This is a genomic window from Nostoc sp. DedQUE04 (assembly GCF_034530995.1).
Taxonomy (GTDB): Bacteria; Cyanobacteriota; Cyanobacteriia; order Cyanobacteriales; family Nostocaceae; genus Nostoc.
The window spans coordinates 146343-169239 of sequence record NZ_JAVRCA010000012.1 but is presented as its reverse complement, the minus strand read 5'-3'; the positions used below and the strand labels follow the sequence as shown (position 1 = coordinate 169239).

1 pseudogene (running past one end of the window) is annotated in these 22897 nt (G+C 44.7%); it reads right to left on the bottom strand.

Annotation, left to right across the window (positions count from 1 at the left end):
* A pseudogene (locus RM049_RS11400) lies at positions 1 to 22897 on the bottom strand (CARDB domain-containing protein); its annotated part reaches 4610 nt to the left of the window's first position; the annotation flags it as partial.

Below are 22897 nucleotides of genomic sequence, written 5' to 3'. Positions count from 1 at the left end.
TGGATTGTGTTGGATCAGTGCCAGTAATTGCTTGTTGCTTACGCTTGAGAGAAATACCTGATTTATTTAAGACGACAGTCTCAGGTATTTTGACAGCAACTTCGTAGCGATTGCTTCCAAGATATTTACTGTAGTCTGGTAAAGCCGTAGAAGTGTAAGTTTTGCCAGCGTAATTGAATTCTACTTCCAAATCCTGCAAGGTATTCCCCAGACCAGGAGTTCCTGTTAGGAAATTACTACCTGTTAAAAAGACTAATGGTTCTCTGGAAGTTTCATTACCTGCAAACTTGAACTCGGCCGATTCAATAACAGGAGGAGATAGTGGGTCTGCGTATGAGAAAGGTGCTGGCAATTGTAGAACACTTCTTACAACAGGTATACCAGATTCATTTAGTTCAACACCTAGTTGGGTTTTTTGAGGCAGACCAACTTGAGGTACATAATATATGTCTAAGGTAGATGTCTTTGTTCTAGTTATCGCTGATGCAATAAGGGTTGTGGCAATAGCAGCACCAACGAAGATACCCAACCCTGTTCCCACTCCTGCCAATGTAGCTGCCATCCCTATGCTAACTTTTAATCCAACACCAGCAGCAACTTCAACCACACCTACGCCAACACCTACGCCAACGCCTACACCTACACCTACACCAATACCTAAACCCAGACTTCCTATTAACAGATCAGTTTCAGTTTGGGTTTTGCTAAAACTGTATTTGTCAGTTCTCAACATTACGCGGTTTCCAGAGCGTTTAACCCCAGGATAAGGAGGTGACTGCGTGCGAATCATGCCATCACTGCCAACAATTCCTATTTCTTCTACTTCCCATCCAGGATTCCAGTTACCGTTTTCATCAGGAAGTAAACCTTCACGCAGGAATATAACTTCTGCACCAGCTTGTAAATTTGAGCCTGCTGGAACTGGAATTGCTAATTGCACAGGTACATCAAGAGCTGCATTCCCTAAATCCAAATTGAATGCACCGACAAAAGTTAAGTCTTCGGAAGTTGGTACTGGTAAGCTTAGATTCTCTATTTGCAACGGTGTCAAACTAACAGTTGTACCTTCAGGCACACTATTGGGTGCAACCATCACCAACGAACCATCACTAGCTTTAACTACACCACCTAATGAGCCGATAACCTTTGCTCCAGAATAATTGGGAATTCCTAATACTTGAATTGGAACTACTTTTTCTGCGCCCCCGTGAATTACAGTGACGTTAGCAACACCCTCATTTTGAACTGTAATTAACCCGTTCTCATTAATTTGTAATATATTTGGATTGCTGACAAAGTAACGGGTTCCAGAAGTAGTGTTTCTCAAGTCTGGCGTGAAACTCTCATCCAATCCCACTAAAACTTGACGTGTCATACCCGTAGTTAAAGTAACGGCTTCTGGGTACAATTTCAAACCATATTCTTCAGCCAGTGCCACATTAAACTCAGCATCATTCGTAGGTACACCCAGTTCACCCACCCGTAATGCCGTAACCGCCTGAATACCATTACGTGAAGCACTCAGTACCGACACCCCATCACTCAACCCAGTTACCCTACCCGCAGATACCGCCGCCACCGCAGCATTATCCGACGCCAACTGCAAGTAGTCATAAGGCAAAATCACATCCTGTTGGTCAGCAAAATCCCCAACCACCACCAACTCAGTACTTCCACCCACATCCAACCGCAGCCCACGCCGTGCAAAATCCAAATTCACCAACGCTGCATTACTGACATTCACCGTCACCTTAGCAGGTGCAGAACTACTAAACCCATCATCAGCAACAACATCAAAACTCGCCGTTCCTGAATAACCAGCAGTCGGTGTAAACTTTGCAGAATGACCATCAGGAGTAAACGTCACCGCCCCATTCACCGGATTAATAATCCGATAGAAGATTGCATCCCCTTCCGGGTCAGTAGCTAATTTATCCAGTGCAACGCTAGTTGATAAATCAGAATGAGTCAGCACAGATGTAGAAGTGACAACAGGCGCACGATTGGCGGTAAAGCCATAATTACTACCTAAAATCTGCACATCAGTAGCATTGATGACACCATCTCTGTTGAAGTCATAGCTAGCATTATAATTGCCAGAAGCGATCGCCCCGTCTAACAATCCACTATCAACCCCATCCACATTACCATCAAGGTTAACATCACCAGCTATGAAGAGAGAGAGGGAGGGAGTGGGGGAAGTATTGGTGAGTGAGATTAAATTTAAGCCAGCACGATTAACTGCGAATAGTGCGTAACTACCATTAGCATCAAGGTGTGTGGCAACAGGAGTCAAACCAAGGAGTGTAGGTAATGCCATATTACCCTGTAACTCAACACCCAGCAGCACAGTGCCAGTAGCAGTAGATCGTAATTCCGAATCTCTGAGACTAAAAGTAAAGCGATCGCCCACATTATCATTAATCGTCTTACCAGTAAATTGAGCCGCACTACCCAAATCAGCCAACACAGGTGATACTTGCGGTGTAGCCGAGTAGGTAATTGCTTCCCCTGCTGTCCCCGGTGTTCCCGTTGCTAGAGTGAGGAGATTAGAAGAGTAACCATAACGGCTAGCTTGTCCAGAAGCAAGATTACGGGCTGATACCAAATTACCTTGGGTGTCATAACTGTAAGTTACCAAACTACCATCTGGTGCAGTAATCTGGGTTAATCTGCCAGCACCATCCTTGACAAAACGCACCGTTTCCCCAGTGTCACTGGTAATACCGCTATCGCTATATATTAGACGTGTACCATTAACTCCAATCTGCTCAGTAACACCACCAGCAGAACTCAGGTGATAAACAGTACCATCTGCCGAGGAAAGCGTGTAATCAGCACCATCAAACTCCCCACTGCCAGGATTATAAGCATGACCCGTCTTCAAGTCATAGAAACGATTACCAGCCAAAGTCAGTTTCGCATCAGCTGAAGAGAGGGTATAATTCACCCCGGAATCTGCCACCCAACTAGGCGTGTAATAAGTAAGACCAGGAATAGTGTGTTTCTGCGGTGCAAACGTAAACCCAACCCTTTCCCCAGTAGGAGTAGTTAAGTAAAGCCTTGTCCCAACACGGAATGGCTCATAAACACCTAATGATTCCCGTCCTGTCAACGGTACATTAGTTTGAATGTTGGTATCTAAAGCAGCCAACTGCCAACCGTTACCAAAACTGCCAACTTCATCAGCGTTGAGAGAACTATAGGTGCGTATGAGGTTGAGGGTGTAGGGTGTGGGGTGTAGGGTGTAGGCAGAAGAAAAAGTTAGAGATAAATCAGTTTGGGTTCTGGTATAGGCACTCGGCTTGGTGGTAGTATTAACCTCGACTACTGCCTGAGTTGATGAAGAGCGATCGCTAATATCAGTCGCCCTCAAGCGCAACTGATAGAAACCATTTTCTAGCTTACCAGGGTCAAATTGAGCCAGAGTCAAATCGCTGACAGCACCATTACCACTAGCTAGTGTTCTGTAGACATTCTCACCAAAATCAACGATTTCTAGTACCCAACTATCAAGATTGCGATCGCTAACACTGCCAATAATATTAGTAACACTCTTTACTAGCGCCCCATCTAACCCAGGTGCAAAAGCAACTATGGGTGCGGTCAAATCTTGCAGGTCGCGCACCTTAACCACAGTACTGTTGTGACCGACACGACCATCTGCATCAGTAGCAGTAACATCAACAACCAAGCGCCCAGGAATAGTTGGGGTAATCTCAATTCTGCCTTGACTATCAACAGTTACAGGTCTACCATCAACCGTGGCAGTTAAATTGGTAATTGCAGCCAAACCATTGGCGAGAGTTTGGACTATCACCTTTTGTCCGGGAACAGCTGGGAAACTTGGTGTCAGGTCAAAGTTAACAGTTGGTACACTCGGTGCGATCGCCACTCGCACAAGAGATGTCTGCGTTACTGTTTTCTCGCCATCGCTAACACTGTAAGTAACACCATAATCACCCACTTGTCCGGGATTGGGTGTCCAAGTAAACCGTCCTGTTACCGCATCAAGTACCGCACCCAGAGGTAAATCAACGGCACTATAGGTAAGATTTGTATTGTTATCTGGGTCAGTCCCAGCAACTGTAAATTGCAGTGTTTCACCCAGCGCCACAGCATGGGGTGATACAGATATTGCAGGAGTGCGGTTGACGTTGGCAATACGCAAAGTCACATCGCGGATATCGATAGCACCTTGAGCATCAGTTGCCGCAAATCTTAATATATATTCACCCGCTTGTTCATAATTGGGCTTCCAAGTAAACTGACCTGTGCGCGGGTCAAAGGCAGCACCAGTAGGCAAAGGTGAAACAGCCGAGTAAATTAATGAATCGTTATCAATGTCTCCCGCCGCCAAGGTAAACCCGACTTGGTTGTTTTCAAGTCCAGTTTGAATCGGCAACGATGCTAGCACAGGAGCCTGATTTGTATTATTTACCAGAATTGCAAAACTTTGAGAACTGCTCTTATTACCATCACTTGCAGTCACAGTGATGTTATTATAAGTTCCTGCCTGTGCTAAATTGGGTGTCCAAGTGAGTATCCCTTGTGCCGCATCAAGTACCGCACCTGCGGGTAAATTTGACGCAGAGTAAGTAAGAGTATCGCCATCAGCATCACTGCTTGATAAAGCTAAAGTGAGAGTTTGCCCTTCAGCGACGGTTTGATTGGCAATTGCAGAAAGTATAGGTGCAGTGTTAGAAGTGCGAACAACTAAATTAAAAGCTTGCTGACTGGTAAGAACCTCTGTTGAATTGCCATTACCGCTATCTTGAACCCTAATGGTGACAGGAGATGTGCCGATATCAGCAAGTGTTGGTGTCCACTCGAATGATGCTTCTCCATAAACAAGAGTAGGTTTAAGGGTGGCACCAGCAGGCAGATCGCTCAAATTAAAGTTTAAATTATCTTGATTGCGATCGCTGGCTTTAACAATAAATTTCAGAGTTTCACCAACAACTGCAACTTTGTTGCCAATGAAGGGCAATTTCGGTGCGTCATTGGGTGCATTCACTGAAACAACAAAAGTATATTCATCTCGTTGTACAGCATTGATACCATCACCATTTCCGTTATCAGCTGCGACCAGAGTCAAGGAGTAATTGCCACCATCACTAACTCCTGGAGTTAGGCGCAATGTAGCTGTACCATCGCCATTATCTGTAAATTTGACAAAATCAGGGATACCATATCCTGTAGATTCGGCTTTGAGTTGCAACACCAACGGGTCATTATCAGCATCACTCACCCTTAGTACCAAATCTCGTGTTTCACCCCGGTTGAGGGTAACATTGGTAAATTCTGCAATCGCCGGCGCACGGTTGGTATTAAAGACAGTAATTGGTACTACTAGGGAAGTTTGCTTAGTTGCTCCCGTACCATTACCGTCATCAGTGGCAGTAAAGGCGACATTGTATATTCCAGCGTTGGCGTATCCTGGTGTCCAAGTAAACATTGCTGTAATTGGGTCAAAGGTAGCACCAGTGGGCAAGCCAGAGACAGTATAAGTAACAGATGGGTCACTACCTTCTAAGATGGTGAGTTGACCATCAGCATTGCGGTCTTGAGGTACAAAGCCTGGGTTATCTGGGTCTAAAGCAAAGGCGCGGAAGCGGACTGATTGTCCTTCTTGAATTTGCCAAGCGCCGAGATTATCAAACACAGGTGCAGCGTTGACGTTAAGAACTGTAATTTTGGTGGTCTGCGTAGTAATTGATTCGCCATCACTGACTGTAAAGGGAATCTCAAACTCTCCTGCTTGGAAGTAAGCTGGTGTCCATTCAAACAATCCCGTGCGCGGGTCTAGCTGTGAACCACCGGGGAGGAGGGGGCTGGAGTAGGTGAGGTATGAAGTCGGAAGTCGGAAGTCGGAGGTCGGAAGTGGGGGAATAGAATTGGTTATGTCTGCGTCGGTGGCTTGGAGTTGGATGCGGATTTTTTCACCTTCGCGCACGATTGTGTTAGCGGGACGAATCAGGGTGGGGGCTTGGTTGGTGGGTGCAATTAGGATGGTTGCAGTTTGCGTGACTTTTTCTATACCGTCGCTGACGGTGAACTGCACGTTTTCGTAAGTGCCAGCAGCTTCATAACCGGGAGTCCAAGTTAAGATACCTGTAGCTGAATCGAAAATCGCACTATTAGGTAGGTTATCCGCCCAGTATGTTAAATGATTGCGGTCAGTGTCTGTTGCAGAAAGCTTAATTTGTAGCGATTTTCCTTCTGCACCTTTGACGGTAATGGGAGTACCGTTAGTGGATGAACCACCAGAAGCTGTGCCGTTAGACGATGAAACGATAATTCCACCACTAACAACAGGAGTATTAAATACTGGTTTGTGATTCCCGCCGACCACATTTAAGGTAAAGGACTGTGTGGTGTGAGCGCCGCGCAGGTCGTATACTTGCAAGGTGACATCAGTGCTTACCGGACTTTGCTGTGTTGGCGACCAAGTAATTAAACCAGTATTTTGGTCAACACTCATCCCTATTGGTGCATCATACAGCAAATATCCCAGTACAGCACCATCTGGATCGTTTGCTGCCACTTGGTAATTATATGATTGACCGGAATAAGCTGTTAATACTGGGGCAGAAGTAATAATCGGTGCTTGATTTGGGTAAGGAAGTGCATATATACCTGGGGTAAACTCAACGCGCAGTGCATCTGGGTTGTAAACTGTAATCGTGTGTGCAGTAGTAGATTGACCAGCTTTAAGGACACCTTGAGGTAAATTGTCCTTCAAATCCACCATATATGCACCGGATGCATTGCGGGTTGCATCAGTTGGCACACCTGTAAAAGACTGTGCGGGGTCAAGCAACAGCATTACTGGTAGCAGTAAATCAGAACTTGCCTTACTGGTGAGAATAACATCATAGGAAATCGTTTGATGCTGTCTGTCGGAACGAGCATTGGTAAACTTAAAGTCTACTAGGGCTGAGAAATCTGAAACTGCGGTAAACTGCTCTCTATACCCTTCAGTTAGTTCCGCCCCAGCAGTACTCTTCAGATTTGGGGAAACCCGCAGTTCATAATGGTCGGGAGTCAGGGTGTTGAAATCAAGCAGTACAGTGCGGGTTTTGGCATCATAGCGGACTGACTGTGGTGTGATTGTACCACTGGCGCTAACCACTTCAAAATTAACTGGATTGAGGACAGAGGTGGTGTCATTGGCTGACCCGGCAAACATATCTTGGTCAAAGGTGACACTAATTGTACCTTGGGGTAGAGCGACGATCGCATTCGGTGCCGGGTTAGTCGCTGCCACCTTGGGTGCAATGACAGGGTTGAATATATCTATTTGATGGGACTGGGAAAGTAAAACGCGACCATCATCTGTAGTTATGATATTTTCACCCCGGCTACCACCAGACGCTACTTTCACGTGTTGCAAGGTTGCTAAATCAACCATTTGCAAGTCGCCATTGTTGTTGGAAACAAACAACAGCCCTGCCAAGCGACTACCAGTTTTACCAAAAGCGATAGAATCTACAGGGGAATCAAATTCAAGTATCCGTTCTGGCTGACCTAAATCGTTAAAGCGGACAATATCGCCGCGTTGTGGCCAAGTTGTTGCCCAGAGTTTGCCGTCAGCGTTAAATGCTAAACTGTCAACACGCAAATCGCTGTAATGAGTAAAAGTTTCATTGATGGGATTGAAGATTTCAATTCCCTTGCCGGAAGAAACGTAAATTAATCCGGTTCCCGCTTGAATTGCTAAGGCTTGGGTAATACTATCTCCGTACTGCTTGACAATATTACCCGTCTTGACATCAAGCTGGAGTAAGGGGCCGCCACCCGTAGTTGCCCAGAGGCTACCATTGCTGTCAGTCGCTAGGTCAAAAATGGGATACTGCAAAGTGGTAAGCGGAGTAGTTGCAGCCCCACCTGTTGCGGAGAAGTTGTACAGAGAACCCCGGTTGGCACCACCACTAGCCAGTACTGAACCATCTTTAAGAACAGCGATCGCTAAGGGTGCTATATTGGCATGACTATTGGGAATGCCTGTAGCAAAGGAAGAAGCAATGAAAGGACGCAAAACACTGCTAAATTCAGATGGGTGAGTTGTGGGTGTGGCAGATGGAATGCCCTGTTTTGCTTCTAAGAATAGTTGATTGGTTGATGGTTGCGGTTGGGGTAGAGGTGGCGTACCCAATTCGGGTTGAGTCGTTTTCTCAACTGTCGGTAAAGTCCCTAAGTTAACCGCAGAACCATCATTGGGGGCGCTAATTCCTAATGATGGCTGTTCTTTATTACCTGCATTGTCGGTAGCTAGTGCTAAGAATTCATAAGTGTGTCCGCTACGACCAACATAAACACCACTCGTCTCGGTGGTTTGCTGCTGCCAAATCTTGAAATCGCCGCCATCTTCAGCGACATAAACAGTTACGTGCTTAATTCCAGAACCAGCTGCATCATCAGTTGCCGTCCACTTCACCAAATAATCAGAACCACCTGCAACTAATGGTGTAGCGCTGAGTATAGTTGTTGGGGCATTAGCATCAATAATGTTGGTGACTTCTGCCGTGTCTAAGGGGGCGGCAGTATTGTAAATTACTCTGGCAGCGCTGGTAATTTCTGTTCCAGTCGCACTGCCAGTTTTGGGGAGAATGGTGTAGCTGACAAAGGCACTGCCAACGCCGTTGGCTTTATTGGGTGGCAATAGACCAATATCGCGGTTTTGTACTACTTCCCCAGTATTCGGGTCAATTGCTTGGATTAACCAAGTTGCAGTGTTAGAAATTACATCTAAGCCAGCACTTACCCGTAAAATAAAGCCTTTGCTGCTGGTAAAATCGAAATCTCCAGAGAAAGTGCCACGTCCTGTAGGAATGTGAATCTGAATATCGCCCAGGCGCAGAGAACCTAACTGGAAGGTACGGGGGTTGAGGTCGTCGTCAAGTTTAGTAACAATTCGTACTTCTCCAACATTGCTGTCAGCAGTAGCGGCATTTTCAAAGCGAATCGTGTAGGGGAGTGCTGTACCTACAGGGATGATATTTTCCATCCCATAGCCCAAGGGGCCGGTTAGGGTAGCGAGATTACTGGTAGTTCCAGCAGCGTTGAAGAAGCTACCAAAACTAGGAGGCGGGACAGCAACACCTTGGGGTAGTTCAACCCTAGCGTCACCAAAAGGAACGTAGACGTTGAAAGATTGGGCGTGGGTTTTTTGCGACAGACCTAAATCATATTGTTTGAGGTCAACAGCCGATTCTTGTCCTTTTAAACTGGGATTATTACCATACCATTTGCGGACTTGCTCAAAGAAGTTGACTAGGTTATTACTAGAGATAATTTGATTTCCGGCTGGTCCCAGAAGTAAACCAGTGGCGAGTGTCGCCATCAAGCTAATTACTTGCGGATTTTCCCGAATTGGCGGGGCTTGGTTTTCAGGACGCAATAATCCGGCTTGTTCTAAGGCTGCTAAATATGCGTTTGTCCAAGTGTTAACGTCTGCTGCCAGCACTGTCAGCGAAACCGATGCTGTTGGATCTTTGAGGATAGCATTTCGCAGCCGCAGTGCTGAAGTCGTTTGTTCTTGGACAAACTCAGCACGAGTCATCGCTGTTGCTGTCGCTAAGATGTGGAAGCGGAAAGCAATATCCTCATCTAGAACATCGTCTAAGCCTTTGGGGTCTTTGGCGAGTTCATCTTGCAATCCAGGGTAAGTTCTCACGTTAAATGTGCGACCAACAAATCCGGCATTGGGGAGGTCGAGGACATAACCTGGTGCTAAGATTTCCCCATTGGTATTGATATCGGAGATGAGACTGGCCCAAGGGACATCTTGCAAAACACCTTCTGGGTTGCCGCGCAGATTTGAACTAAACTCCGTGTAGGGAAGACTGAAGACTTCTGTGTTTCTCCCCAATTCGGGAGTGCCGATAGCAAAATGTACGTAGGGGGTGTCGATATTGGTCAAACTTTGGACTGAGACACCGTAAGTTGCTGTATCTCCCGGTGCGAGGATGCTTGGCCCACCCAAACCGATGGTGACATCTTGTTCAATTGCCCGTTCAACTAAGTAGCGGTAGGGAACAATTGCCACCCGCCCATCTGGGTTGATGACTTTAACATCATAAAGACCGTGGGGTGCGTCGGTGAGGTCGAAGATGGCAGTAATTTTCGTACTGTCAATCACTTGGTATCTGACTGGGTTGTATTCGGCAATTCCAGGACGTACCAGTTTCACAATTGCTCCTGGCTGGAACTGTGCGCCTAAAATATTAGTGGTTACGTAGCGGCTATCTCCACCTCGGTCGGTAACGACATCAGTAATTTCAAAGGGTAGAACATCAGCCTTGAGGGACAAAGGCGTGTTATTGCTGGGTTCAGCATAACCGCGTACCAGTACGTAGTAAGTTCCAGTTTTAGTGGTGGGAATTACTACTGATTGATTTGGCCCTAATGCCCCTGTGTAAGCAGCATCATATACAATACTTGTGGGTGCTTGCTGGAAGCGGACGAACACTTCGTTGACAGCTTGAGTAGCAGCAGAACTGGCGTTGACGCGCAGGGTTTGACCAGCTTGGAGGTTAATTTCAAATAGCCTCTCCTGTCCAGTACTGAGGGTTGTTTCTTTTGCTACACTTAACTGCAACTGCTCAACGGTAACATTTAGGGGGTCAGCAGAAGTTGTGCGGTTGTTTGCTTCCTTATCAGCTTCGTAAACTTGATTGAAGATATCGGATCTAACAATGATACGATATTGACCGGGAATTGCTGGTGGCAGATTTGCTGTCAGGGTTGAGGTGTAGTCAGCATTTTTTGCTAAGTTACCACTATGGGTTACTCGCCCAATCATTCGGTCATTGATATCCCAAACTGCATCTGTGGATAAGTAAACTGCATCACTCCACTCTCCGCTAGCTGGGTTGTCGCCATAGTTGGTGACTTTCCAACTAATTTGTACTTGTTCGCCAGATTTAGCTGAACTCGGAATCGTGATTTCGTCTACTTGCAAATCGGCTGGCGGTGGCAGTTCTAACACCAGAGGTTGAGTACTGGCTTTGGCGTTATTACCCTCGTTATTGCCTTCAAATACCGCACCACGAGCGTTAGACTGGGGTGCATCGGTGATGACAAATACGTAGTAAGAACCTACAAAATCAGTCGGCAGTTGTAGAGTTTTGTTAACTGTATAGTTGCCGCCAGCACTTAAGGAGCCAGTATGTTCTACATATCCGAGATAGCGATCGCTTTGTAAATCTAAGAATTCATCTTTTGATAAGTAAATTAAATCATTCCAGCGATTTTGTCTAGCGGGTGTACCACCAGTACCAAAATTTTCTACGGTGTATTCTAGATTGAAACTTTGTCCGGTAGTAGCGCGTTCGGGGATAATAACGGAAGTCACTTGTAAATCTGCTGGTGGTTGCAAGGTAACTGTCAATGGTGCGGCTGTAATATTGTTACCTTCATCTTGGAATTCAGGTACGCGAGCTAATGTCTGGCTAACGTTTTCATAAGTGAGTCTATTGTACCCTTTACTAATGTTTGAGTCTGTGAATACTAGTAAATAGAAATTTCCATCGATGCCATCTGGGAGAGTAAATTCACTATTGCCGATGTAAGATTGACCCTGCTTTAAGCTACCGCGACGAGTAAACTCTCCCAGTAATGTGTCATTGAAGTCTAGAGACTCGTCGCGCGATAGGTAAACGCGGTCAGACCAAGAAGTTTCTCTGGTATCGCGGGTACCTGTGTTGCTGACTGTCCAGTTAACTCTTATTGTTTGACCGGAAGTGGGTGATGTTTGAGGGACTACTAAATTAGTAACTTCTAAATCTGCTTCTTTATAGGTGACGGGGAGCAGGGCGCTACCTAAATTATTTGTAGTGTCTTCAAATACACGATATTCAAAGCTGCCACGCAGTGAGTTGTTATCACCGCTTACGGGAATTTCACCTCGGAAGCGTTCGGTATTTCTGTCATAGCTGTAATCTGTACTAACGTAGATATAGTAATCGCCATCAATTCCCGCGGGGAGGGTAATATCTTGGGTTTGGGTATAACTTTCACCTGCACGTAATGGCTGTTGGGGACTATAGGGGACAAATCCGACTTTAGTTGCCCGTTCGGGAATAAAGGTGGAGTCAGGGGAAACCCAAATTTCATCATACCAATAGCGTGTTCCAGACCACATATTGCTGCCGATATTCTTCACTGTCCACTCAACAGTGGTACGTTCTCCAGAGAAGTTTTGCGGCAGAGTTTTGACATTTGTTACAGTTAAGTCGGCTGGAGTGCTGGTGACAAGAGTGTTGGCATTCAGCAGGTTGTTGTTGGTATAAGGCCCTTCCCAAACGCCGCCATTAGAGTTAGTCTGAACAATGATGTAGCGACCGCTAGCACCTGGAGAGAGGATGGTATCAAGTTTTCCAGTGTAGCTTTCATTCACTCCCAAGCTGTCAGAGTGTGCAACACTACCTAAAAACCATTGCTTGGCTCCTGGTGCGTTGAGTGTGGGACTATCAGATAGGTAAACGTTGTCAACCCAATTACTTGCTGCTATGCCGTTAGCACCTTGGTTTTGTACTGTCCAAGAAACGCTAAATGGTTGTCCGCCAACTGCTTGAATTGTTGGTGCCACTGTTGTTACTACCAAGTCCGGTGGCGGTGTCAGCAGGATGGTAATTGGTCTAGCTTTGTAGTTGTTATTGTCCAGTTCTGTGGGGTCATCTGGGTTGGCATTGATATCAAGGGTGTCTTCTAAAATGACATTGTAAGCATCTGACCAAGCACTAATGTACCACTCGCCGCTGACTTGACCTGGTATGGTAACATCTATCTCAGCTTCATATTTGTCACCAACTTTCAAGGAACCACTGTGTCCGACACTGGTCAAGAGAATATCTTCTGCCTTTCCTTCTCTGTTAGTTGGGGATGGTCGATTTTTGTCGCGGGTTAACCAAATGGTATCTGTCCAGCTATCTCGGTCGGTTTCGCCAATTCCCAAATTTGTGACGGTGTAGCGGACTTTTATCTTAGAACCTTCAAATGCTTGGGTGGGAGCAATTACATTACTTGTAACTAAGTCAGCAGGTGGGAGTGAATTTATATTTAATTTGACTGCTTTAATATTGTTAGATTCTTGGGGATATTCATCTACTTGCCCCGAAGCATCTGCTTGGACAATTAGGTAAGCTTCACCCCGGAAGTACTTGGGAATCACCAAGGTATTAGCCTGGGTGCGGTAACTTTCAAGAGATGCTAAGGCCGCGCCATTGCTAAAACTACCTAAGGAGAGGTCGTCGTAACTAATTTTGTCATCTAAAGACAAATAAACGCGGTCTTGCCAATTGGGTGTATTTGTGCTAGTTGTACCTTCATTGCTGATGATGAAGTCCAAGGAAATCGTGCCACCTGCATTGGCTGTTGTCGGTGCAATAATCTCCTTCACTTGCAAGTCAGGGCGAGGAAGCAAGCTAACTAAGAGATTATTGGGATTTGTACTGCTAGTGTTGTTATTAGTAACACCGTTTTCGTACAGAGAGTTTGTGGTGTTAGTTTTGACTACAACCTCATACAGACCTTGCAAAGTAGAAGGTAAAACAAACTGTTCGGAGCGAGTGTAGTTTTTACCTGCTTGTAGACCGTTACCATAGGTAAAGCTGCCCAAGGAAATTAATTGTCCAGAACCTACCTGTTTGAGGAATACTTGGTCTGTCCAAGAACTAACAGCATCACCTGTGCCGGAGTTTGCGACTGTCCAAGATACGTCAATCTTGTTACCAGATTGGGCTGTTGTGGGAGATGTAACGTTTGTTACTACTAGGTCGGGAGGAGGAGTGAAATTTACTTGAACTGCGTTCGAGGTGCGGCTGTTATTATCAGTGTAAATAAACTCGAATGGCCCGCCTGTAGTTACAACTAGGTAGTAATTACCAGAAAGTCCGTTAGGCAGGGTAACATCAACAGAGGAATTGTAAGTCTTACCTACAGCTAATGCGCCTACGTGTTCAAAGCTTCCTAAGTTGGCAATGATATTTTTGCCTTCGGGGTCGCTGGCTAATGAAATACGGTCTGTCCAAGAACTAGTATTGGTTATTCCAATGCCAGAGTTAGCAACTTTCCAGGATACTTGCATTTGTTGACCGCTGCTGGCGGTTGCCTGTGCCTGGACTTCTGAAACCAGCAAGTCTGCGTAGGGTGTGCGGACGACACTGAAGCTATTATTAGCAGTATTGGTATTATTTGTCTCTAAGCTGTTCTCAAATACCTGGGAAGTGGCATCAGTTTGCACAAATAACTGATATTGACCTTGGAAACCGGGAGAGAGGCGTAGTTTTTCCGAACGGGTGTAACTCTTATCCTTCTCCAAAAATCCGTCATGAGTGAAGTTCGCCAGTACAATGTCGTCTGAGTTACCGATTGTACTGTCGAGTGAGGCAATAATTCGGTCAACCCACGTGCTGGTTTTACCGATGCCATTGCCCAGGTTGGTTACTGTCCAGTCGATGGTTACACTTGCTGGGTCGCCGATAGTTAAAATAGGTGCTGTAACATTAGAAACTGCTAAATCTGCGTAGGGTGCTAGTTCGATTTGAATTAAGCTGCTAGCAACGTTATTATCTTCACCACTGATTTCAATTACTTGTTTGTTGGCATCTGTGACTACTAATAGATAGCGATCGCCGCTCACAGAAAGAGGTAAATTCAGGTTAAGCTGTGCTGCATAGCTACTATTTGCTGCCAAAAGTCCATCATGCTGGAGTTCTTTGAGGAGTAAATCGCTATTATCAAATTTATTATCTGTGGAAAGATATATGCGGTCAGTCCAATTACTAGGGGCATCTGTTGAGCCTGTATTAGTTACTAACCACTCTAAGGATACGGTTGTACCGGATGTGGCTGTTGTTGGTGATGAGGTAATGCTGGGTACAAGGTCTACTGAACCCAAGGTGATAGCAACAGCTTTAACATTATTGCTTTCGTTAGTCTCACTTTGCCTATTGGTGCGGTCTGCCACAAACAAGAGATAGCGGTTCCCTGTGGCGGTATTGGGAACAGTAATCTTTTGAGCAATGTTGTAACTGCCCCCTGGTGCTAATGGGGTTTTTTCTCCAGTCCAGATGTCGGTAAGTAAGGTATCTGAGGCATCGAAGTTCGTATCATTAGAAATATAAATGCTATCGTACCAGTCAGCGATTGCCGAGCCACTACCAGAGTTGTTGACTGTCCAAGAAACGTCTATGGTTTCGCCTAAAATAGCCCGATTTGGAGATGTAGCGGCAGAAATAATTAAATCGGGGGCATTGACCGTCAATGCTTTGGCACGTACATTATTGTTTTCGTTACTTTCGCCTTGTACATTGTTGCCATCAGCAACAAACAATAAGTATTTATTACCTCTTGCTGTACCAGGGATAGTAACCTGAAGGGTTTGATTATAGCTACTACCAGCGCTCAGGGGTGTTTTATCGGCTGCTGATAAGTAGTTTAGTAAAGTATCAGTTTCATCGATTGTGGCATCATCTGACAAGTAAACGTAGTCAGACCAATCTGCCGGAGCCACAAGATTTCCCGTGTTGGTAACAGTCCAACCAACCTGAATTGTTTCGCCTAAACTAGCAGTGCTAGGAGCAGTTGCAGCCGTCAATTCAATATCCGGCGCACCCAGTTCAATTGCAACTGCTTTTACATTATTATCGTTATTCGTCTCAGCTTGATAATTGTCTCGGTCTGCGCCAATTAACAAATACCAAGTCCCGGCTGCCACATTGGGAAGTATAACATCTCGACCGACTGTGTAACTAGCTCCTGCTGCCAATGGGGTCTTATCGCCTGTCCACAAATATCCCAAGGAAGTGTCTGCACCATCTAGGGTCTGATTTTTTGATAAATAAACGTAATCATACCAATCTGTCAGGGTATTACCAGTTCCTTGGTTAGTTACTGTCCAGCTAACTGAAATTGTCGCACCCAAAATACTCTCAGTAGGTGCTGTTATATCTGTAACAACTAAATCAGGTGCTTTTACCTCAAAGGCAACAGCACGCACGTTATCTGTTTCGTTGTTCTCTGCTTGTTGGTTGCCATTGTTGTCAGTAGCAAACAACAAATACCAATTGCCAGGTGTGACAATTGGGATAGTAATATCACGATTGAGAGTGTAGCTGCTACCAGATTCAAGTGGGCTTTGAGTCGCTGCCGATGAGTTACCCAAGTAGGTATCACCATTGTCTAAAATTGGATTGCTGGAGAGGTAAACATAGTCCCACCAATCAGCTAGGGCAGTACCTGTACCCTGATTAGTCACGATCCACGAAACTGGAATAACTTCGCCCCACGTTCCACTTGTTGGAGAATTGGCTTGGGTTACCTGTAGATTGGGTGCCTGAACATCAATTGGTATTGCTTTGACATTATTGCTATTATTGGTTTCACCTTGAGCATCGTTGGCATCTGTGACAAATAGCAGGTACTTGCTGCCAGTTCCCGAATTAATCGGGATGGTGATGCTTTTCGCCGTTTGTGTATAGCTGCTGTTGCGAGCTAACGGCACGTTATCAGCCGCACTAAAAGTGGCTACAAACTTATCAGTCCCATCCAGGATAGCGTCATCTGAGATGTAAATTTGGTCGCCCCAAGTCGCAGCAGCAGCGACTGTTCCAATATTGGCTACTACCCAAGAAACTTGGATGGTTTCGCCCCAAGTGGCGGCGGAAACAGTGCTACTGGCATCGCTGACTATTAAGTCTGGTGCTGTCAGGGTAATTGGCACTGCACGAACGTTATTTGTTTCGTCTCTTTCACTTTGTTGCTTGCCTGCATCTACAGCAAATAGCAAGTAACGGTTGCCCGTAGTAGTGTTGGGAATTGTAATACTGCGGCTAAAGTTATAAGTACCATCCACACCTAGTGGGGACATTTGGGCAGTACTCTGGGAGGAAACGGCCACATCAGTGCTGTCCAGGGTTTGGTCATCGGACAGATATATTGTGTCGTACCAATCTGCTGAAGCTTCTATAGTACCTTGATTTTTGACAGTCCAGTTAACTGTGATGGATTCTCCCAAGACGGCTGTGGTGGGAGCAGCAGCAGAAGTGACTACTAAGTCTGGGTCATTATCACCAATGGCAATCGGAATTGCTCTAACATTATTGTTTTCGTTAATTTCACCTTGGGCATCATAGATATCTGCTACAAATAATAGGTAACGTCCACCAATTTTGGTAGTGCTGGGTAATGTTAACAACTGGCTGACAGTATATTCATCCCCTGCGATTAGCGGTGTCAAGTTGTCTGTAGATATCTGTTTAAGTAGTGTATCTGTATTTGTATTTAGAATTTCATCATCCGAAAGATAAATCCGGTCATACCAATCTGCAATAGCACTGGCATTACCTTGGTTTTTCACAGTCCAACTGAGTTCGATGCGCGAATTGGGATAGCTCTTGATTGGGGCTGTGGCGTTAGTAATTACTAAATCAGGAGATTGGACTATTATTGGGACTGCACGAACGTTATTCGCCTTGTTGTAGTCGCTCTGGTAATTGTTAGCATCTGCAACAAACAGTAAATATTGGCTGCCATTCCTTCCTTGAGGAATTATAATCTCACGAGTCCGAGTATATTCTCCATTTACTGCCAGTGGTGCTGAAACCCAGTCTGAGTAATAATAATTGCTAATACTAATGTCGCTGGCATCAAAGGTACTGTCATTGGAAATGTAAACCCGGTCATACCAGCCGCCATTCCCATTTGTTGCTGCTAACGAGCCTGTATTTTTTACCGTCCATGATACCGATACAGTTTGCTGCGTTGACACCACATTGGGTGCTGATGCTGCCATCACTTCTAAGTCAGCATTTTGACCTGTAATTGTTAGGGGAATTGCTTTGACATTATTATTTTCGTTGGTTTCACTCTGATTATTGTTCCTATCTGCTACAAACAGGAGGTAACGGTTCCCTGCTTGACCAAGTATATTATTGGGTAACTTGACACTAATATTATTGACCGTATAAGTACCATCTACTGCTAGTGGGGTTTCTACTGAAGTCAGTCTGTAGTAAAGTTGAGAATCGGAACTATCGTAAACGGCATCGTTAGATAAATAAATGTAGTCATACCAATCCTGAGAAGCTGTGCTTGACCCAAGGTTTTTCACTGTATAGGAGAGTGAAAGGGTAGAACCAGGGGCAGCAGTCGTTGCAGACGTACTAGCGTTGTCAACTACCAAGTCAGCAGCTTTAATGTAGATAGGGACTGCTTTGACGTTGTTATTTTCGTTAGTTTCCCCTTGGTAGTTGCTAGAACTATCTGTAATAAACAGTAAATAACGGCTACCTGCTTTGCCATAGGTGGGAATGGTGATGTTTTGCGTAATATTGTAGTTAGCCCCTGCCGCCAATGGGGTTTGCTCAGAGATCCAACGGTCGGTGATATATTGGTCTGAGCCGTCAAAGGTCGCATCGTCAGAAAGATATACAGAGTCATACCAGTCTCTTCCAGCAACAACATCTCCCTGATTTGTAACTGTCCAAGACACTGATACCCTTTCCCCTTGTGTGGCGTTAATTGGCGCTGTGGCATCTGATACTACTAAATCCGGGGCAGTGATGGTAATGGGAGTTGCCCAGACGTTGTTAGTTTTGTCAGTTTCGCTTTGAGAATTCCGGCGATCTCCGACAAACAGCAAATAACGTTGTCCCAGTTGGGAATTGGGAATTATAATATTTCCAGTGCGAACTTCACTTGCACCTGCTGCTAAAGGAGAAGAATTACTGCGGTAAAAGTCAGCAACATAGGTGTCTGTTACATCAAATTTGGCATCATCTGAGAGATAAACTGAATCATACCAGTCTGCTGCTGCTGATACATCTCCCAAATTTTTTATTGTCCAAGATACAGCAACTGTTTCACCAACTGCTGCTGTTGTAGGAGTACTGCTGGTGGTAATAGTCAGGTCGGGAACTGTAATAATAACCGGGATAGCATAGACATTGTTGGCATCACTAGTTTCTTTTTGATAGTTGCCATTATCAGCTACTACCAGCACATACCATTTCCCTGACCCAGTATTTTGTGGTAATGTAAAATTATGGCTCTGACTGTAAGTTTCTCCCGCTTCTTGGTTCTCGTTAATCCAGATGTTACCCATGTAGCGGTCTGAATTATCAAAAACAGTATTGTCAGAAAGGTAAACTGAGTCATACCAGCTATTGGCATTTGTTGGTACATTACCTTGGTTTTTTACTGTCCAGTTTACCGTTATTGATGAGCGCTCGGCTGCTGTCGATGGAGCTGTTGCTGCTGTTATAATCAGGTCTGGGTTGGTAATTGTCACTGGCAAAGCGTAAGCATTGTTAGTACGTTCGCTCTCAATTTCAGTGTTATCTGGATTAACCGCAAACAGCAAATATTTGTTTCCCAACCCAGCAGTCGTCGGAATTATGATGCTCTTGGTTTGTGTATAGGCACTACCAGATGCCAAGTCCGTATCTGCGGTAAAGCCAGTTATTAGTGTATCTGTGCTATCTAAGGTAAGGTCATCAGAAAGGTAAATGTTATCATACCAACGACTCTGAGTAATATTACTACTTTGATTGGTAACAGTCCAAGTAGTGTTGATAGTTTGCCCTTTCACGATCATGGTGGGAGCAGTGACACCACTAATCTTCAAATCAGCTAAGTTTTCAGGTGGTGTTAGAGATGTTGGTGTTAAAACACTGGTAGGAATTAGCTGCTTACTGCCTCCAACTGGAGTGTAACTGAGACTTATGCCACTTCCGTAGTATTTATAGTAATCATCGAAATCATCGTAATCATTGTAATCATAATTATCGAAAAATTCTAGGCGCAGGTCATGCTCACCTGAAGTCAGGTTAATTACTTGAGAGGCTTCTTGGTGGTAATATCCTTGATTATTAATCACCAACTGCCCATCAATATAAAGGCGATTACCACTAGTGTAATAATCTTTGGTAATGTAAAAAGTTATATTTCCTGCTGTTGCAATATTAATTTTTCCAGTCCATCGGGCTGCAAAATTATCTGTCAAGCCTGGAATACCAGCAAGATTCTTATTTTCAAAGTTGAAGTTTATCTGTGAGTCAACTTTGGTGTACGTGGCTTGCAGAGTGTTAAAGTCAGGAAAGGTAGTCAGACTGTTGCCAAAAAGATAATATTCACCTAGCAATCCTGTGGTTGAACTGCTAGGAAGGGGAATGTAAGTAGCTGTATTAGGGTTGGTGGGTAGCTCTGGACTATTTTGGTTTTGGACTGGACTACCCGTTTGCAGTAAAGGCAGATTCGGTTCCGGGTCAACAATGCTGATGGAAACGGCTTTGACATTGTTGTTCTCATTTGATTCACCTTGCCGATTACCCCGGTTTGCCAAGAATAGCAAATATTTACTGCCCTTTGTTACAGTGTTAGGTAACGAAAGTAGTTGCGTCACCGTATAACCAGTGCCGCTATCTAAAGGCAATAACTTTTGCGGCTGTACATCCTTTAGTAAAATGTCATTATCAGTAGAAAGCGTGTCGTCATCGGACAAATACACGGAGTCGTACCACTGAGTCAATGCAACGCCGTTTCCTTGGTTTTGAACTGTCCAACTTGCTTCTATTTGCGCTCCAGCATAAGCTCGAACAGGAGCAGTAGCATTAGAAACAACCAGATCGGGAGCATTTATCTTAATGGGTACTGCCTTGACGTTATTGGTATTATCAAATTCATCCAAGTAGTTGTAGCCATCTGCAACAAACAACAGGTACTGATTTCCGTTGACATTGCTTGGTAGAGTGATATTCTCTGTGACGGTATAATTAGCTCCTGACACTAAAGGCTGGTACGAGTTGTAGCTTCCCGAATAACTATCGGTTAAATAGACAGCCGAGTTATCAAATGTTGGTTTACTCGACAGGTACACGGTATCATACCAGTCATATCTGGAAGTTGCTACTGCTCCCTGGTTTTTGACAGTCCACTCAAGTTGAATTTGTTGACCAACCACTGCCGTATTGGGAGCCGTCGCAGATGACACCACCAAATCTGCATTTTGTCCATTGATAGTAAATGGTACGGCTACAACGTTATTATCTTCGTTAGTTTCGTTCTGATAATTATAAGTATCAGCAACGAACAACAAATACCGCATCCCTGGACTACCAATCCCCTGAGTAGGTAGCGTTATATTTCGATTGACAGTATAGGTGCTATCTTTTGCTAAGGCTGTGGAGTTGTAGAAGTTTGTAAGGTAAGTGTCTGAACTGTCGTAAACTGGATCGTAGGATAAGAAAACGTAGTCATACCAGTCGTTGGTGGCGCTCACATCCCCTTGGTTTTTTACTGTCCAAGAAACGTCTATACTCTCGCCTGGGTTGGTAGTGCTGGGAGCTATAACTGAGGAAACAAGTAAATCCGCTGCTTTGATGCTAATGGGGACTGCTTTGACGTTGTTATTTTCATTGCTTTCGCCTTGGTGATTATCTCGATCGACAACAAATAATAAATAACGATTACCCCCTTTAACATAGCTAGGAATAATGATATTTTCAGTAGCATTGTAATTACTATTGCTAGCTAAAGGAGTTTCGTCACTCATCCACTTGTATCCAATGTAATCATCGGAATCATCTAGGATTTGGTCATCTGACAAAACGAAATAATCATACCAGTCACTATCGGCACTAACACTCCCCTGATTTGTTACCTGCCAGTTGACAGTAATTTCTTCACCCAGTACAGCGGTGGTGGGTACAGAGGCATTAGAAACAATTAAGTCAGGAGCGTTAACTTCAACTGGAATTGCCTTAATATTGTTACTTTCATTTGTTTCGTACTGATTATTATCTGCATCTGCCACAAATAGCAGGTAACGGCTTCCTAAAGCAGTATTGGGGATGGTAACAGTTTGAGTTAGGTTGTAAGTGTCTCCTTCCGTGAGAGGCGTACCAGCTGTACCTGACTCAAACTCACTCACCCATGTATCTGACCCATCTAGAGTTTGGTCATTGGACAGGTAAATGCGATCGTACCAGCTATGGGTTGCCTGCACGTTGCCTTGGTTGAGTACCGTCCAAGATACTTCAGCACTACTGCCCACTGTGACAGCAATCGGTGCAGTTGCTCCTGTTATTACCAAATCCGGTAAGGTAATGTCGATGGGAATTGCCCGGACGTTGTTGGTTTCACTTAATTCAATTATGTTATTATTCCCATCGGCAACAAATAGCAAATACTGTTTTCCTGCTCCTACCTGTTGAGGTAGTGCCATATCTTGGGTAATTGTGTAACTGGCACCTGGGGCTAGTGGAATTTGAGAGCCATTCTCAATATCGCCAACATAGCGGTCTGAGCTATCGAAAATGGTGTTGTCTGACAAGTAAACGTAGTCATACCAATAGTCTGTTGCTATTGCTTCTCCCTGGTTGCTGACAGTCCAAGTTAATGAAATTGTACTGCGTTCAGGGGCACTACTGGGTGCAGTTGCTGCTGTGACTACTAAATCTGGCGCACCAGAGGCCGCAATCAGGGTGTACGTTCCTGTTTCACCACTGTAGTAACTGGTAGTCCGCACTACGTAGTTGATGCCATCAACAGGGGTAAACCTTAGCAGTGAGTTACTAGCCGAACTAATTACTTGTCCTGTATCTACATTAATCAGTTGTAGATAAGTGTAAAAGTTGGAAGAGGATAGGTCAAGCGTAACAAGTTTCCCAATTGTAAAATCAATTAACTGGTAATCATCACTATACCTACCACTACGAGTGGGATTAATTATATCAGTTGTACTTAAATCACCGTTAACTGTGCCATTAATAGCCGAAATTGTCGGTAAATTTAGCTCTAATGCTTCATTGATGGGTTCATCTGCTTTGGTAATTTCTAAAATTGACTGTGTAGGCAAGTGTCTTGTTCCGATCGTCAATGCCTGACTCAT